This is a genomic window from Halarcobacter sp., from assembly GCF_963676935.1.
Lineage (GTDB): Bacteria > Campylobacterota > Campylobacteria > Campylobacterales > Arcobacteraceae > Halarcobacter.
Window position 1 is genome coordinate 1,271,607 of record NZ_OY781470.1, and the last position, 15,911, is coordinate 1,287,517.

16 protein-coding genes are annotated in these 15,911 nt (G+C 27.9%); 2 read left to right on the plus strand and 14 right to left on the minus strand.

Translation table 11 applies throughout. From position 1 onward, the window contains the following. Positions 1-63: 63 nt before the first annotated feature. The 12 genes from ACKU4C_RS06185 to thiD all read right to left on the minus strand — a co-directional run bounded on the left by ACKU4C_RS06185 (position 64) and on the right by thiD (position 8,813). Complete coding sequence (locus ACKU4C_RS06185) at positions 64-792, minus strand: TIGR03915 family putative DNA repair protein (RefSeq protein ID WP_321315365.1); 729 nt, start codon at positions 790-792, stop codon at positions 64-66. Further along, positions 789-2,033, minus strand: coding sequence for a putative DNA modification/repair radical SAM protein (locus ACKU4C_RS06190; RefSeq protein WP_321315367.1), 1,245 nt, complete (start codon positions 2,031-2,033; stop codon positions 789-791). Before ACKU4C_RS06190 ends, ACKU4C_RS06185 begins: the two co-directional genes overlap by 4 nt. Positions 2,034-2,141: 108 nt before the next feature. Continuing rightward, on the minus strand, positions 2,142-2,345 hold the full coding sequence (locus ACKU4C_RS06195) for a hypothetical protein (RefSeq protein WP_321315369.1): 204 nt from the start codon (positions 2,343-2,345) through the stop codon (positions 2,142-2,144). Then, positions 2,338-3,207: a UV DNA damage repair endonuclease UvsE gene (gene uvsE / locus ACKU4C_RS06200; protein ID WP_321315371.1), complete on the minus strand. Its 870-nt coding sequence runs from the start codon at positions 3,205-3,207 to the stop codon at positions 2,338-2,340. Before uvsE ends, ACKU4C_RS06195 begins: the two co-directional genes overlap by 8 nt. Continuing rightward, the gene (locus ACKU4C_RS06205; protein ID WP_321315373.1) at positions 3,207-3,452 is read right to left on the minus strand and encodes a TIGR03643 family protein; all 246 of its coding nucleotides are present in this window, start codon (positions 3,450-3,452) and stop codon (positions 3,207-3,209) included. The genes uvsE and ACKU4C_RS06205 overlap by 1 nt, the downstream gene beginning before the upstream one ends. Then, positions 3,449-4,927 carry an AarF/UbiB family protein gene (locus tag ACKU4C_RS06210; RefSeq protein ID WP_321315375.1) on the minus strand — a complete coding sequence of 493 codons (1,479 nt, stop codon included), beginning with the start codon at positions 4,925-4,927 and terminating at the stop codon, positions 3,449-3,451. The genes ACKU4C_RS06205 and ACKU4C_RS06210 overlap by 4 nt, the downstream gene beginning before the upstream one ends. 63 nt (positions 4,928-4,990) lie before the next feature. Continuing rightward, positions 4,991-6,055: an EAL domain-containing protein gene (locus ACKU4C_RS06215; RefSeq protein ID WP_321315378.1), complete on the minus strand. Its 1,065-nt coding sequence runs from the start codon at positions 6,053-6,055 to the stop codon at positions 4,991-4,993. A gap of 8 nt (positions 6,056-6,063) precedes the next feature. Continuing rightward, positions 6,064-6,702, minus strand: coding sequence for a pyridoxamine 5'-phosphate oxidase (gene pdxH, locus ACKU4C_RS06220; RefSeq protein WP_321315380.1), 639 nt, complete (start codon positions 6,700-6,702; stop codon positions 6,064-6,066). A gap of 11 nt (positions 6,703-6,713) precedes the next feature. After that, on the minus strand, positions 6,714-6,980 hold the full coding sequence (locus ACKU4C_RS06225) for a hypothetical protein (RefSeq protein ID WP_321315382.1): 267 nt from the start codon (positions 6,978-6,980) through the stop codon (positions 6,714-6,716). Positions 6,981-7,056: 76 nt separating this feature from the next. After that, positions 7,057-7,419 carry a CbiX/SirB N-terminal domain-containing protein gene (locus tag ACKU4C_RS06230; RefSeq protein ID WP_321315383.1) on the minus strand — a complete coding sequence of 121 codons (363 nt, stop codon included), beginning with the start codon at positions 7,417-7,419 and terminating at the stop codon, positions 7,057-7,059. Between the two features lie 3 nt (positions 7,420-7,422). Next, complete coding sequence (gene thiE / locus ACKU4C_RS06235) at positions 7,423-8,043, minus strand: thiamine phosphate synthase (RefSeq protein ID WP_321315384.1); 621 nt, start codon at positions 8,041-8,043, stop codon at positions 7,423-7,425. After that, positions 8,028-8,813 carry a bifunctional hydroxymethylpyrimidine kinase/phosphomethylpyrimidine kinase gene (gene thiD / locus ACKU4C_RS06240; RefSeq protein WP_321315385.1) on the minus strand — a complete coding sequence of 262 codons (786 nt, stop codon included), beginning with the start codon at positions 8,811-8,813 and terminating at the stop codon, positions 8,028-8,030. Before thiD ends, thiE begins: the two co-directional genes overlap by 16 nt. A gap of 136 nt (positions 8,814-8,949) precedes the next feature. On the opposite strand from thiD, the gene ACKU4C_RS06245 reads away from it, so the two are divergent. Both ACKU4C_RS06245 and ACKU4C_RS06250 read left to right on the plus strand, forming a co-directional pair. Beyond that, the gene (locus tag ACKU4C_RS06245) at positions 8,950-11,649 is read left to right on the plus strand and encodes a cation-transporting P-type ATPase (protein ID WP_321315386.1); all 2,700 of its coding nucleotides are present in this window, start codon (positions 8,950-8,952) and stop codon (positions 11,647-11,649) included. A 65-nt stretch (positions 11,650-11,714) separates the two neighbouring features. Beyond that, complete coding sequence (locus ACKU4C_RS06250) at positions 11,715-13,310, plus strand: ATP-binding cassette domain-containing protein (protein ID WP_321315388.1); 1,596 nt, start codon at positions 11,715-11,717, stop codon at positions 13,308-13,310. 10 nt (positions 13,311-13,320) lie between these two features. Here the strand turns inward: ACKU4C_RS06250 and ACKU4C_RS06255 are convergent, their stop codons facing one another. Further along, positions 13,321-13,794, minus strand: a complete 474-nt coding sequence (locus tag ACKU4C_RS06255; protein WP_321315390.1) for an acyl-CoA thioesterase — start codon at positions 13,792-13,794, stop codon at positions 13,321-13,323. A 169-nt stretch (positions 13,795-13,963) separates the two neighbouring features. Further along, positions 13,964-15,910: an NAD-dependent DNA ligase LigA gene (gene ligA, locus ACKU4C_RS06260; protein ID WP_321315392.1), complete on the minus strand. Its 1,947-nt coding sequence runs from the start codon at positions 15,908-15,910 to the stop codon at positions 13,964-13,966. Between the last annotated feature and the right edge of the window lies 1 nt (position 15,911).

Here is a 15,911-nt window from a genome sequence, read left to right on the forward strand (position 1 = left end):
TTTTTTCCTTTTTATTTCATTTTATACTATTTTTAAGATTTTTAGTATAATTTTGATGTCTTTTTATAAAAATTCTGTCATATATGTTCTATATATAAAGGGTACAAAATTTTGTTGACATTTTTTATTTTTCCTTGATTCTATTGTAATTGCATTAAAAAATCTATTCCATAGTTTTGTAAACTTTTCTTCATTTTCTGATAGGTTAGGTTGTTTGAAATCTATAACTTTTTCTATAGAAGTTTTTTGTCCTACTTTGACAAATGCCAATTCTCTTTTTAAATCATGGATTATAAAGTTTTGATTGTTTAATCTTCTAAAAAAGTGTTTGCCAAGAAAATAAACCATGTTGTATTTTGTATCAATTTTTGAGTATAAAGTATTATCTTCTAACTCTTCAAATCTAGTAAAACCATACATTTTATGAATACTTCTAAAAAGCTCTTTTTCTAAATTTTGTAAAAAGAAAACTTCACTATTGTTTATATTAAAAAGTTCATTTTTATCTTTGAACCCAACTATTATATATTTTAATAATTCTACTTCAAACTCTTTTGTATCACACATAAATATATTTAAGATAAGTTCAAAATTTTTTTTATCAAAATTAGTTTTTATAGCATCTAATACTTTTGTTGCTTTTTGTATATCAACTTCAATCGTAATTATCTCATCCATTAATAGTATTTGTGGTATCTGTTTTAAAATCTTTTCAGGGTTTAACTTTTTATAATAAACTTCATAAACAAGAGTTAAAAACCCTTCAAAACTCCCATTATAAACTAAGATCATAATTCACCTGTTATAGAAGAATATTGCAAATCAAAAAGTGAAGGTTGATTTACTTTTGTGTTGATTTTAGATGTTAGAAGAGCTGTTTTAATTCTATCCTGCTCTAAAGGAGTATCTTTTTGGTACTTTCCTTTGCAAGTGATAAAATATTTTGCTCTTTTAAGTGATATTTTTAATTTTTTTAAATCATCAAAATCTAAAGATTTAAATCTTCTTGCTTTAAGTATTTTAAATACTCCCCTTACTCCAATACCTGGAATTCTAAGGAGTTCATCTTTTGAAGCTTTGTTAATCTCCATAGGAAAAAATTGTAAATTATTTAATGCCCAAAATGTTTTTGGATCAACATCTTCATCAAGATTTGGATTTCTATCATCTACAATTTCATCCCAAGAAAAATCATAAAATCTTAAAAGCCAATCAGCTTGATAAAGTCTATGTTCACGAAGTAAAGGAGGTTTTGTAACAATCGCAGGTAGATTTTTATCATCATTTACCGGAATATAAGCACTATAGTAAACCCTTTTTAAAAGAGCTTTATCATATAAAACAGAACTTAGTTTTAAAATATCTTTATCACTTTCAGGTGTTGCTCCAACTATTAGTTGTGTACTCATGCCTATTGGTTTTGTATCTTTTTCAAGGCTTATATCTCTTGCATATTTTAAAGGTTGAAGTACACTCTCTTTTGTTTTATTTGGAGCTAAAAGTTTTAAGGATTTGTCACTAGGAAGTTCAATGTTTGAGCTAACTCTATTGGCTAAAGCAACTATTTGTTCAATAATTTTTTCATCAGTCCCTGGTATTAGTTTTACATGAATATATCCATTAAAATGGTATTCATATCTTAGTATTTTTAAAGCCCTTAATATTAGATTTGAAGTATGGTCTTCACTATCAATAATTCCACTACTTAAAAACAATCCTTCTATATAATTTCTTTTATAAAAGTTTATAGTAATATCGGCAAGTTCTCTTGGGGCAAAAGCAGCTCTTTTTATCTCATTTGATTTTCTATTTATACAGTATACACAATCATAAATGCAATGGTTTGTTAAAAGTACTTTGAGTAAAGAAACACATCTACCATCAGCTGTAAAAGTGTGGCAAATACCACTTTTATGAGTTGCACCAATTTGTCCAGTTTTATAGTTGTTGTCACTTCCACTAGAACTACATGATACATCATATTTAGCACTATCTGCTAAGATTTCCATTTTCTCAAAAATATCTTTTTTCATACAGATATTTTAACTTTTTATTTTTAGTATTTTAGTTTTTATTGCAGTTTGCAATATTATAATCATAAGTTAGTTTGTAGTATCCAAAAGAGATTTTAGAAACTAGTTTTAGAAAGTAAAAAAGTAAATCTTTTGGTTTTTGATACGAGATATGTTTAAACTCTTTATTTGTGTTGTATTTATATTGATAATAGGTGAATAAAAAAATGAATATTTGTTTTTACTAGTGATTGCAAAACTTACTGTTTCACCTTTAGCACATGCTTTTGTTACCTCTTTGATATCATAAAGAGTTTTATTTTTATTATTCATTGTTTTCTAAAATCTCTTTTCTTAAGTTTTTTATAGCAAACTCTTTATTCTTTGCTTCAACCATAATATCAATCTCTTTAGTAGCCTCTTTGAACATATTTTTTAATTCAATAAAATCTTTTAAAAAAATTTCATCTCCATGCTTCCCAAATCTTCCTTCCCCTTTAGACGATAAATGTACTTTAGGTCTTTTATTTCCCCAAGTTTTTAATATATCTTTTGCTTCAAATTCACTAGGATTCAAAGTATGATGATATATATCAAATACCATAGGAATAGAGCAAAAGTTACAGATATTTAATATCTCATTTGCTGTATATACTTTCTCATCATTTTCTAAAGCTAATCGTTTTTTTAGCCATGGGTTTTCTTCAATTGTTTTAATCAATCTCTCTATGGCTGAAGTTTTATCTCCATATGCTCCACCACCATGGATTAAAACTGTTCCTTCATTATTTATACCAAGTTGGTCAAAAAGCCAAAAAACTCTTTCCAACTCCCTTAAAGAGTTTTTTACAACCATATCATTTGTAGAGTTTAAAACTGTATATTGTCCGGGATGTATAGTTATTCTAGTGTTATACTTAGATATTTTCTCTTTTGTATCTTTTAAAATAGGTTTAATCTTTTCCAACCATGAATCTTCAAAGAGATTATGGGATAAAAAAGGGATAAAACTATTACCTAATCTAAACACTTTAAAATCTTTATCTTCACAATAATCTAATAGTTTTACTAACTCTTCTGCATTTTGAAGTAGTTTTTTTTCAATATTTTCATATTTAAGATTTTTTAAATTTATTGTTCTATTTGTTGATAAAGAGTTATCACTTAATGAGCAAAATAATCCAAATCTATACATTACCATGGTCCTTGAAATCTAATTGGTTTAAATTCGACTCTTTTTCTATGTTTTGTAACTCGACCTTGAACTCTTTTTCTCCATCTTTTATATGCTTTAGGAGATATAAACTCTCTCATTAAATTTTTTATCTGATTCTCAGATAAATCAAATTGAGTTTTTATTACATCAAAAGTTGTTCTGTCTTGCCAAGCCATCTCAACTATTCTGTATTTTTCTTCATTTGTTAAATCTAAATTTTTCATTTGTAAAACAACCTTATAAATCCAAAAAGGAATAAAACTATTGAAATTTCTTTTGGTTCAAATCCATAAAGAAGATAAAAAATTGATGCAAAGATAAAAGCAAAAGAGATAAAACTACTTTTTATATACTCTTTAGATATCTTAAAGATATACTCCATTTGATTTTTTGAAACTTCAACTTCAAGGGTTCCTTCACTAGCTTTTTTTATCATAGTTTTAAAATCTTTTGTAATAAAAGGTAACTCTTTAAACTCTTCAATTATAGTTTCAGTTATAGATTCTTTTGCTCCAATAGCTTTTGGTATATTTTTAATAAGTAGAGGTAAAATATCTTTTACTCCATTAAAGTTTTCAATATAAGTAGTTCCCAAGCCTTCGATTATTGCACTAACTCGTAAAATATATATTGCATCACTTGGAAGTTTAAAAGGTAAATCTCTAGTTCCTTCTAATACATCAAAAGCCAAAGTTTGCATAGATTGACTATCAAGACTATCATTTGAAAATATGTCAAACATTTTTGAAGTAAACTCAGCTAATTGTGCAGTTGGAGCTTCATAGGCTATTGTTCCTAATCTTTTACTTGCACTAATATATGTTTCATAGTCTTGTTCATTTGCTGCTTTAATAAGTTCAATAATTGCTACTCTTTTTTCATTTGGAACAGTTTTTACCATACCAAAATCTAAAAGTATCAATTCCCCTTTTGTATTAACTAGAAGATTCCCAGGATGTGGATCAGCATGGAAATATCCGTTTATAAGCATTTGAGTAGTGTAAAAATTTACTAGATTTGAAATGATTTTTTTAAAATCAATATTATGTTTTAAAATATTCTCTTTATCATCAAATCTAAATCCCTCTTCAAAACTCATAACTAAGGCATCATCACATGAGTATTTTCTATAAGCTTTTGGAAATCTAATTTTCTCTTTTTTATACACTTTCTTGAAGTTTTTTAAGTTTTGCAACTCTTGATTTAAACTTACTTCTTGAACAATCATTTTAGAAAACTCAGAGATAACTGCATCAATAGAGTTTTTTGTATATGAAGAGAATAGGGGATTAAATAATCTATTAAAAAAATTTATTATTTTTATATCAGCTAAAACTTGTTTTTTTATTCCATAACGTCTTAGTTTTACTGCAACTTTTTTATCATTTTGCAAGTATGCAATATGTACTTGTCCAATTGAAGCTGAAGCTATAGGTTCATTTTCAAACTCTTTGAATATACTTTTATCTTTGAAAGCTGTATTAAAAACTTCATTAAATCTTTTTTCTTTCATAGGTGGAATTTGGTCATGCAATGATTTTAATTCTTCTAAATACTCTTTAGAGAAAAAATCAGCTCTTGTTGCTAATACTTGAGCTAGTTTAATAAAACTTGCACCCAAGTCCAAGATATATTTTTTTAATCTTTTAGGAGATAAAGGTTTAAATATTAAAAATCTATCCCTTTTTTTTATAACCATATAGATTGTTAATAAAAATAAAAATACTTTGTATATTCTAAATGGTGAATAGTTTTTGATAATTTATCCTTTTATTTTTCTTATTGGTTCTGGCATTGGTTTAGAAAAGTAATAACCTTGCATATAATCAACACCTATATCTTTTATAGCATCTAATTCATAAGCTGTCTCGATGCCTTCAGCTAGTATCTCAATACCGTTTTCTTTTGATAAATTATATAATGCTTTGTAAACTGATTGTTTTAACTCATTAGTATCAATCTCTTTTATTATATTTCTATCAATTTTTATAATGTCAGGTTTTAAATCTATAATTCTATTTAATCCTGAATATCCTTCTCCTACATCATCTAATGCTATCTTAAAGCCTTCATTTCTATAATATTCTAAAATAGTTTTTAAGTGTTTTTGGTCTCTCACCTGTTCTGTTTCTACAACTTCAAAAATTATATTTGATGGGTCAAACTCTAATTGTTTAGCCCATTTGACAGTTGACCTTAGGCAAAATTCTGGGTCATAAATTGTAGTTGGTATAAAGTTGATAAATATTTTTTTATCAATCTTTTTTGTTGCAGCAGTTTTTAAAGCACTTTCCCTACAAAGTCTGTCTAAATTAAAGTTCATATCATTTCTAGTTGATTTTTTAAATAAAACATCTGGATACATTAGTGAACCATCAGGATTTACCCCTCTAATTAAACATTCATAACCATAAATTGAATTGTTTTTTGATTCTATAATTGGTTGGAAATGTGATGTTAGTGATTGATTATTTATAACATCAAAAAAATCTTTATCATCTATTAAGTTCAAAAACCTTTGCATTGGTTTGGAATTTAAAACTGTTTTGTAAGAAAATCCTACGTCTTCGTATTCAATAAATAGTTTTATATCTTCTGTTTCTAGTAGATTAAAGTTTGATTTTATAGCATCAATATTTGAATAAAAAAACTCTTTTGTGTTTTCAGTCTTTATATAGTGCAAATCATGAACTTTATAAACATCTAAACCAAGCTTCATTAAAAATATTCTACTTTTTGACATTAGTTCATCATATTCACTAATAAAATAAATTTTTGATGGAAGATTTTCAAATCCAAATTTTTGATTACATTTATTACAAGCCATATTATCTCCTATGGTTCTAAACGATATATTTCCCAACTGTTATTTTTAATTTCATAAACAAATCTATCGTGAAGTCTATTTAATCCACCTTGCCAAAATTCAAAATATGTTGGAACAATCTCATATCCACCCCAAAATGAAGGAAAAGGAACTTCTCCTTTAGCAAATTTTTTTCTCATTTCATCAAATTTTGTTTCAAGTATTGTTCTTGAGTTTACTACTTGACTTTGGTGAGAAACCCAGGCACCAATTTGACTACCTCTTGGACGAGATAAAAAGTATTTCAAAGACTCACCCTTTGAGATTTTCTTTATACTTCCTTCAATTCTTACTTGTCTTTCTAATCCAAGCCATGCAAAGTGAGCTGAAACATAAGGATTCTCTTCTATTTGTAGTGATTTTTTACTATTATAATTTGAAAAAAATCTAAAACCTGTATTATCATACATTTTTAGAAGTACAGTTCTTTGACTTGGTTTTAAATCAAGGCCTACTGTACTTAGTGTAAAGGCATTTGGTTCTATCAGTTTTGCTTCTAAAGCGTTGTTAAACCAAGTTTCAAACTGTTTAAAAGGATTTTCATCTAAATCCTCTATCTCTAAACCTTTTGAAGTGTATTCTTGCCTCATTTTAGACAAATCTGTCATACTATTCTCCACTATTTTTCTAACTCTTCTTTAAATTTCTTCAAATCTTTTTTTGTAACTAACCCCAATTCATTTATTAGCTCTTTTAAGTGACCTCGAAGCTCTTTTTTTATTTTTTTATCTTCAAGTTTTCCTTTTTTTTCTAATTTTTTCAAGAAATCTTTGGCATCAGATTTTTTAATTTTGCCTTTTTTCTCAAGAATTTTTACTTCATCCTCAATTTTCTCTCTTAATAAAGAACCCGCACCAACTGTTGTAAGAATTAATTCTCTTAACATGATTTCTCCTTTTTTTATTTTATTTCTTATTTTATATATTTAAAACTCTTTTTTGTACTAAAAAAATGTTACTTTATCATTTAATATTAATATCTCTTAATATAATATCTTCTATAAAATCAGATTTTCCAAAATGTTCTAATAATTCAAATTTCAAATTTGGATTTTTATTTTCTAATTTTTCAATTATATTTGGAATATCACTAATTACATGTCTTCCTGAATTTAAGAAAAAAGGGTAGTAGTTTAGCTCCTTTACACCTTTTCTTATTAAATCATTTGTTATATCTTCAATACTTGGACTTGCTAATTCTAAAAAAGAGGCTTCAACAAAATCATAGTTATTATCTTTATTTTTAATGTTTCCTACCATAGATATAAACTCACTGTTTGATAACTCTTTTTTACTTCCATGTGCAATTATTATTAAGGCTTTCATTTTTTATCCTAATTGTTTTTTAAACTCTTCACATTTTAATATTATATTTTCACTTTTCCAAATATCACTTATCACTGCTACCATATCTACTTTTTGTTCTATTAGTTTTGAAACATTTTTTGTAGTGATCCCACCAATGGCACATATTGGGATATTTAAGATATTTTTAGCTTCATTTATAACATTTGTATTTACAACTGCAGCATTTGGTTTAGTAGAAGAAGCAAAAAACGAACCAAAGGCAACATAATCTACTCCTAGATATTCCATCTCTTTTGCCTTTTTTATATCTCCATAACAAGAAACGCCTAAATATCCTAAAAAATTTGTTCTTATCTCTTTCATTCTATGGTAATCACTTTTTCCTACATGTAAACCATCACATTGAAGCTTCATAGCTAGTTCAACCCTATCATTTAATATAAAAAGAGCTCTATAACTTCTACATAGATTTTGAAGTACAATGACCTCTTTTTCTATATCTTCATCACTATTTTTTTTATCTCTTAGTTGAATTATTTTAGCTCCACCTTGTAAAGCCTTTTCAACTTGTTGTAACATTGTATCTTTTGGTGTTAAAACATTATCTGTTATTACATAAAGTCCTTTTAGTTTGTTAAGCATTCAAATCCTTTCTTATGAGCTATTGGTCCCATACCATGACCAATATTTGGAGCATTCTTGACAGCATAGTAGATAAAATCTTTTGAAATCTTTATAGATTCTTCAATAGATTTTCCTAAGGCAATATTTGCTGTAATTGCACTAGAAAAACTACATCCAGTACCATGGGTATTTGTTGTATCAATTAATTTTGTATAAAAAACTTTTTTTTCTTTATCTTCAAAAAGTGTATCAATACTTAAAAGCTTTTCATCTTTTTGAACTTTGTCATTTTTAATGACAACTTTACAAGGCAAATTATTTATTTTTTTTATAGATTCTTCATCTAATTTATCATAATTAAATAATGCTTTTGCTTCATAAAGGTTTGGAGTTATTATTGTAGAGTATTTAAATAATGTTTTTAAGTTTTCTACAGCATCATCATTTAAAAGTTTTGAACCAGCTTTTGAAATAAAAACAGGGTCAAATATAATTGGTATATCTAAATCTTTGATAATCTCTCTTACTGTATTAATTATTTCATTTGAAAAAAGCATACCTATTTTTATGGCACTAATCTCAAAGTCATCCAAAACTGTTTGTATTTGTTCTCTTACGAAACTTGCGGGAACTTCTTGTATATTTGTAACTCCTTTTGTATTTTGTGCAGTTAAAACCGTAAGGGCACTGCATCCAAATACACCGAAAGCTTCAAAGGTTTTCAAATCTGCTTGAATACCTGCTCCTCCACTGCTGTCACTTCCTGCAATCGTTAAAACTGTTTTCATCTAATCCCTTCTAAGTTTTTTGAAAGTTATTCTAACAATAATCTTATTATATGATATTGAATTTTATTCTCTAAAAGTCTTATAAGAATTATTAACATAGAATAATAAATATAAGGATTTTTTATCGGAGTATATAATGGAACATTTGATTGGAGAAAATTGGCACGCTTTGAGTCTAGAAGAGACATTGGAACTTTTTGAAAGTGATGAGACTGAAGGTCTGTCCCCTTTAAATATTAAACATAGAGAAGAGTATTTCGGCTTAAACGAGATTAAACAAAAAAATAAAGAGACGAAATTAAAAAAGTTTTTTATGCAGTTTCATAATGCCTTAATCTATATTCTTCTTGCTGCTTCTTTTATCACTTTTCTTTTAGGAGAGTATATTGACAGCAGTGTAATTTTTGCGGTTGTTATAATAAACGTAGTTGTAAGTTTTATCCAAGAAGTAAAAGCGCAAGAGGCAATAGAATCTTTAAAAAATCTAATAGATACAAACGCAATAGTAATAAGAGAAGGTAAAAAACATGAAATCTCTTCAAAAAATTTGGTTCCAGGAGATATTGTAATTTTAGAATCAGGTTCCAAAGTTCCTGCTGATATAAGATTAATAAACGTAAAAGATTTAAAAGTAGATGAATCTATGTTAACAGGAGAATCTTTACCTATAATGAAAAACATAGAAACAATGGATGAAAAGACATTGTTAAATGATAGAAACAATATGATATATTCAGGTACTTTTGTTACATACGGAAGAGCAAAAGGGATTGTCATAGCAACTGCTAAACATACTCAAGTAGGAAAAATAGCAAATTTAATACATGAAAGTGTCTCTTTACAGACACCTTTGACAAGAAAAATTTCTCAATTTAGTAAGTTACTACTTTATATAATTTTACTTTTAGCAGCCGTTACTCTCGCAGTAGGACTTTTACGAGATTATAGTTTTGTAGATATTTTTATGGCTTCCGTTGCTTTAGCAGTAGGTGCAATACCTGAAGGATTACCAGCAGCTGTAACTATAACTTTGGCTATCGGTGTTCATAAAATGGCAAAGAAAAATGCAATAATAAGAAAACTACCAGCAGTAGAAACTTTAGGAAGTGTAACAACTATATGTTCGGATAAAACAGGAACTCTAACCCAAAATAAGATGTTTGTTACAAATATCTTTACAGCTTCTTCTTTGTATGAAGTAAAAGGAGTAGGGTATGAGCCAAAAGGGGAGTTTTTTTTAGATAAAAAAGTATTAAAAACAATTCCAAAAGAGCTTTACGAAACACTTTTATCCTCTTATTTATGTAATGAAGCATATTTAATACAAAAAGATAAGGAATATGAAATTAGCGGAGATCCTACTGAAGGAGCCTTGATTGTGGCTGCTTTAAAAATGGAAATTAATGAGTATGAAATAAATAAAGCTCATAAAAGATTGGATATTTTGCCTTTTGAGTCTGATAGACAATATATGGCAACATTGAATAGAAATGAAGAAAAGCAGATAAATGAAATACATCTAAAAGGTTCTATTGAGAGAGTATTACCTTTATGTAGCAATATGTTAACTCAAAAAGGAACTATAAAATTCAATTTAGCCGAGATTGAAAAAGAAGCAAAAAGTTTGGCATCAAAAGGTCTTAGAGTATTAGCCGTTGCTAAAAAAAGAGTAGAAGAGAATGAGATAGAAGACAGCAGATTAAAAGATGACTTTGTATTTTTAGGTCTTGTTGCAATGATTGATCCTCCAAGACAAGAAGCTATAGAGTCTGTAAAAGCTTGTAAAACTGCGGGAATAAATATTATTATGATTACAGGAGATCATGCTCTTACAGCCTTTTCTATTGCAAAAATGATGAATATTTTAAATAAAGAGGATAAATTTGAAGATACGGCATTAAATGCAAAAGAGCTGCATAACTTATCAGATACACAGTTAATAGAAAAACTTAAAACTACAAAAGTTTTTGCAAGAGTAGAACCTGAACAAAAGCTAAGAATAGTTGATGCTTTACAAGCAAGAGGAGAAATTGTAGCAATGACGGGAGACGGGGTAAATGATGCTCCTGCATTAAAACAAGCAGACATTGGAATAGCAATGGGAAAATCAGGAACCGAAGTTGCAAAAGAGGCTTCAGATATGCTTTTAACCGATGATAACTTTAGTTCTATTGCAAAAGCGGTAAAAGAGGGAAGAAATGTATTTGATAATCTAATAAAATTTATAACTTGGACGCTTCCTACAAATTTAGGAGAGGGCTTGGTTATTTTGTTTTCTATTATGCTTGGCTTTAGTCTACCTATTTTACCTGTTCAGATTTTATGGATAAATATGACCACCGCAATATTTTTAGGACTTATGTTGGTTTTTGAAAAAAAAGAGGAAAATATTATGACAAGACCTCCACGGATACCTTCTACTCCTATTCTTTCAAAAGAACTGATTATTATGATGTTAACTGTAGGATTTTATATGTTTATATCTTCAACCACAATCTTTGAGTATTATATAAACAAAGGTGCAAATGAGGAGTATGCAAGAACGGTAGCCGTTAATATTTTTGTATTTATAGAAATTTTTTATCTTTTTACTTGTAAAAATTTAGAAAAATCAACGTTTAAAATAAACCCTTTTGATAATAGATATCTTCTTTACGGTGTTTTTTTAATGATTATTTTACAAATCTTATTTACAAACAGTTCTTTGTTTAATAGTGCTTTTGGTACAACTTCTTTATCCTTATATAGTTGGGGATTTATAGTTTTAGTATCTTTTTTTATTATCTTTATAGTAGAGATTTTGAAGTATTTTCTTTTTTATAAGAAGAGAAATTAAGGTTTTTGATATTATTAGTCAAGTTTTGATATAATCCCGCCATAAAAAGAAATGGAGTTTAATATATGTTACAAGTAGTTAATTTAAAGAAAGCATTTGGTCCTAGAGTGCTGTTTCAAGATATAAACTTAAAACTAGATACAGGAAAAAGATATGGTTTAATTGGTGCAAATGGTGCTGGTAAAACAACTTTTTTAAAAATTCTTTCTGGGATTGAAGATGCAACAGAGGGTGATATTCAAGTTCAAAGTGGTAAAAAAATTGGGACATTAGGACAAAACCAATTTGCATATGAAAATTACACACTTTTTGATACTGTTCTTTTAGGAAATAAAAGATTATATGATGCAATAAAAGAGAAAGAAAAACTTTACATGAGTGAAGAGTTCACTGATGAAATCAATAACAGATTAGCAGAATTAGAGATTATTAGTGTTGAAGAAGACCCAACTTATGAATATGATATAAAAATTACTAAAATCTTAGAAGATTTAGGTTTTCCTGCTGAGATGCATCAAGATCTAATGAGTTCAATTACAGGTGGAGATAAATTTAAAGTTTTATTAGCACAAGTGCTTTTCCCAAAACCAGATATTTTATTCCTGGATGAGCCTACAAATAACCTTGATATTAAAACAATTGGTTGGTTAGAAAATCAATTACAACATCATGATGGTACTATGGTTGTAATCTCTCACGATAGACACTTTTTAAATGCTGTTTGTACACATATTTTAGATGTTGATTATAAACAAATTAGAGAATTTACTGGTAATTATGATGATTGGTATATTGCTTCAACTGTATTGGCAAAACAACAACAAGCTGATATGAATAAAAAACAAAAAGAGAAAGAAGAGTTAGAAAAATTTATCGCTAGATTCTCTGCAAATGCTTCAAAAGCAAAACAAGCAACTTCAAGACAAAAACAACTTGATAAACTTGACGTTGGTGCAATTCAAATCTCAAGCAGACGTGATCCTTCAATTATCTTTAGACAAAAAAGAGAAGTTGGTAAAGAGATTTTAACAGTTAGCAATATCTCTAAATCTTATGATGGAGAAGTTGTATTAAATGATATTTCATTTTCACTTGAAAAAGGTGATAAAATTGCTCTAATAGGTCCAAATGGTATCGGTAAAACAACTTTATGTGAGATTTTAGTAGGAAATGTAAAAGCAGATTCAGGTGAAGTTCATTGGGGTGCAACTATTCAAAATGGTTATTTCCCTCAAAATGCTACTGATATTATTGATGGAGATATGACTTTATATGATTGGTTAAGAGATTTTGATAGAGATGCTGATATTGCTGAGATTAGAAACTGTTTAGGAAGAATGTTATTCAACGGTCAAGAGCAAGAGAAAAAAGTAAAATCTTGTTCAGGGGGAGAAAAGCATAGAATGATGTTATCAAAAATTATGCTTGAGCAACCAAATTTTATGGTTCTTGATGAACCTACAAATCACCTTGATCTTGAAGCTATTATTGCACTTGGAGAAGGATTACTAGAGTATCCTGGTTCTGTAATTTGTGTATCACACGATAGGGAATTATTAGACGCATATGCTAATAGAATTATTGAAATTCAACCTGATGGTTCAATTGTAGACTTTAAAGGTAGCTACGAAGAATATATTGAAAGTAAAGAAGAGAATTAATTCTCTTCTTTTATTTAGAGTGTTTTGATGCCATTCTAATTTCCCTTCTTTTTATAGCATCATTGTATCTTCTTTTTTCATCTTCTGTTTCTGGTTCTAATTTAGGTACAGAAGTAGGATTTCCATTTTCATCCATTGCAATCATTGTAAAGTAACAAACATTTGTATTTTTTATTGTATGGTCTTTAATATCTTCTGAAATAACTTTAATACCAATTTCCATAGATGTTCTTCCAGTATAATTTACTGAAGCATGAAATGTTACTAAAGAACCTATTTTTATAGGGTTTTTAAATAATACCATATCAACTGATAAAGTTACTGCATACATACCTGTATATCTTGCAGCACAGGCATATGCAACGTGGTCTAGCATTTTAAGGATTTCTCCACCATGGACATTGTTACCAGTAAAATTAGCTTTTTCTGGTGTCATTAACATTGTCATTGTTAATGATTTTTCCCTTCTATAATTTTCACTCATTTTCACAGCCTTCAAATTGTTATAATTTATTATAGAATATTAATTGAAGAATTTAAGCAAAATTTATAAATTTTGCTTATAGATTGAGAAAAATATAGAAAAAAGTAACAAGTGTGTAAGTATTAAATTAAAAAATAAAATTATTTTGAAAATTATTTGCAAGGATGAATTAAATCATCTCTTGCATTTGTTGTTCAGTTAAAGCAGTTACATTTAATTCTATTGCCTTATCATATTTACTCCCTGCATCTTCACCAAAAATTAAATAATCAGTCTTTTTAGATACAGATGAACTAACTTTTGCCCCTAAAGCTTCAAGCTCTTTTTTTATAACACCTCTACTTCTACTCATAGTACCGGTTAAAACTACAGTTTTACCTTTAAAAGCATTTTCTTGAACTTCAACTTTTTCTTCAACTTTTGGATTAATTATAGAAATAAGTTTTTCTACCAACTCTTTATTTACTCTCATAAATTCGCAAAAAGAGTTTGCCATTTGTTCACCAATACCATCAAGAGATACTAAAGAATCATAATCTATATTTATAACATTAAGTCCAAATTCTAAGCAGATTTGTTTAGAAGCAACTTCCCCTATATGTTCAATACCTAAGGCATTTATTACTCTATGAAGTTCTGTTCCTTTTGTATTTTCTATTGCATTTAGAAGGTTATTTATTTTTTTCTCTTTAAATCCTTCTAGATTTTCTAAATCTTCATATTTTAAAGAGTATAAATCTAAAATATCAAATATCTTTTTCTCTTTTACTAATAATTCAACTATTTTATTTCCTAAACCATCAATATTCATACAGTTTTTAGAAGCAAAATAGATTATAGAATTAACAACTTTACTAGGACAATCTAGATTTTGACATTTTATCATTGTCCCTTCGTCTAAAACCTCACTTTCACAAGTAGGGCAAGAGGTAGGTCTAGAGATATCAATTTGTGTATCATCTCTTCTATCATAAAATACTTTTGTGATTTTTGGAATAATATCACCACTTTTTATGATAATTACTTCATCATTTATTTTTAAATCAAGTCTTTGAATCTCATCAAAATTGTGTAGTGTTGCACGACTTACTGTTGAACCATCAATTAATGTTGGTTCAACTATAGCTACAGGAGTGATAACACCAGTTCTTCCAACTTGTAAAGCTATATCTTTTATTTTTGTTGTTTTTTCAACTGCTGGGAATTTATATGCACAAGACCATTTAGGAAATTTTACTGTATATCCTAACTCTTCTTGCGTTTCTATATCGTCAATTTTAATTACCATACCATCTAACATCATCTCAATATTATCTCTAGCTTTGATTATTTCATGGTATATCTTTTCAATCTCTTCAACATCTTTTGCTATAGTTTGCATAGGAGGTTTAACAAAACCCAAAGAATAAATATATTCCATCATTTGACTATAGCTTTTACTTTCTAAAGAGTTTTGTCCAACTCCCCATACATTGAAAAATAGTTTTCTTTTTGCTGTAATACTTGGATCTAATTGTCTTAAACTTCCTGAAGCTGCATTTCTTGGGTTTGCAAATAGGGCTTCATTGTTTTGAAGTCTTTCTTGGTTTATTTGTTCAAAATCTTTTTTTCTAATTACTATCTCACCACGAATCTCTATTAAAGATTTTTCTTTTATTTGAAGTGGAATAGAGTGAATTGTTTTTACATTATTTGTAACATCTTCTCCAATACTTCCATCACCTCTTGTAATAGCTTGTTTTAACATTCCATTTTCATAAATTAGATTTAAACTAGCTCCATCAAATTTTGGTTCACAATAAAATTCCAAATTAGTATTTACTTTTTTTGCTCTAGTTATCCAATCTTCTAACTCTTTTGTATTAAAAACATCTTCTTGTGACCACATTCTTGAAAGATGAGAAGCTTTTTCAAATCCTTCTAATACAAAACCACCAACTCTTTTATTTGGTGAATTGGGATGGCTTTTTTCTGGGTTTTCTTGTTCATAGGCTAAACAAACCCTAGCAAGTTTATCATACTCTTCATCTGTTGCTACAGGATTATCATAAACATAATATGCCTTTGCCCAATTAATTAAAGTTTCAATTTTTTCATTATATTCGTTTTGTGTCATT

Bases quoted from the DNA above. Each gene is read 5' to 3' on its own strand.
- ACKU4C_RS06245 (WP_321315386.1), top strand. From the start codon at position 8,950: ATGGAACATTTGATTGGAGAAAATTGGCACGCTTTGAGTCTAGAAGAG.
- pdxH (WP_321315380.1), bottom strand. From the start codon at position 6,702: ATGACAGATTTGTCTAAAATGAGGCAAGAATACACTTCAAAAGGTTTA.
- ligA (WP_321315392.1), bottom strand. From the start codon at position 15,910: ATGACACAAAACGAATATAATGAAAAAATTGAAACTTTAATTAATTGG.
- ACKU4C_RS06190 (WP_321315367.1), bottom strand. From the start codon at position 2,033: ATGAAAAAAGATATTTTTGAGAAAATGGAAATCTTAGCAGATAGTGCT.
- ACKU4C_RS06185 (WP_321315365.1), bottom strand. From the start codon at position 792: ATGATCTTAGTTTATAATGGGAGTTTTGAAGGGTTTTTAACTCTTGTT.
- ACKU4C_RS06205 (WP_321315373.1), bottom strand. From the start codon at position 3,452: ATGAAAAATTTAGATTTAACAAATGAAGAAAAATACAGAATAGTTGAG.
- thiE (WP_321315384.1), bottom strand. From the start codon at position 8,043: ATGCTTAACAAACTAAAAGGACTTTATGTAATAACAGATAATGTTTTA.
- ACKU4C_RS06225 (WP_321315382.1), bottom strand. From the start codon at position 6,980: ATGTTAAGAGAATTAATTCTTACAACAGTTGGTGCGGGTTCTTTATTA.
- ACKU4C_RS06210 (WP_321315375.1), bottom strand. From the start codon at position 4,927: ATGGTTATAAAAAAAAGGGATAGATTTTTAATATTTAAACCTTTATCT.
- ACKU4C_RS06195 (WP_321315369.1), bottom strand. From the start codon at position 2,345: ATGAATAATAAAAATAAAACTCTTTATGATATCAAAGAGGTAACAAAA.
- ACKU4C_RS06250 (WP_321315388.1), top strand. From the start codon at position 11,715: ATGTTACAAGTAGTTAATTTAAAGAAAGCATTTGGTCCTAGAGTGCTG.
- ACKU4C_RS06230 (WP_321315383.1), bottom strand. From the start codon at position 7,419: ATGAAAGCCTTAATAATAATTGCACATGGAAGTAAAAAAGAGTTATCA.
- thiD (WP_321315385.1), bottom strand. From the start codon at position 8,813: ATGAAAACAGTTTTAACGATTGCAGGAAGTGACAGCAGTGGAGGAGCA.
- uvsE (WP_321315371.1), bottom strand. From the start codon at position 3,207: ATGTATAGATTTGGATTATTTTGCTCATTAAGTGATAACTCTTTATCA.
- ACKU4C_RS06255 (WP_321315390.1), bottom strand. From the start codon at position 13,794: ATGAGTGAAAATTATAGAAGGGAAAAATCATTAACAATGACAATGTTA.
- ACKU4C_RS06215 (WP_321315378.1), bottom strand. From the start codon at position 6,055: ATGGCTTGTAATAAATGTAATCAAAAATTTGGATTTGAAAATCTTCCA.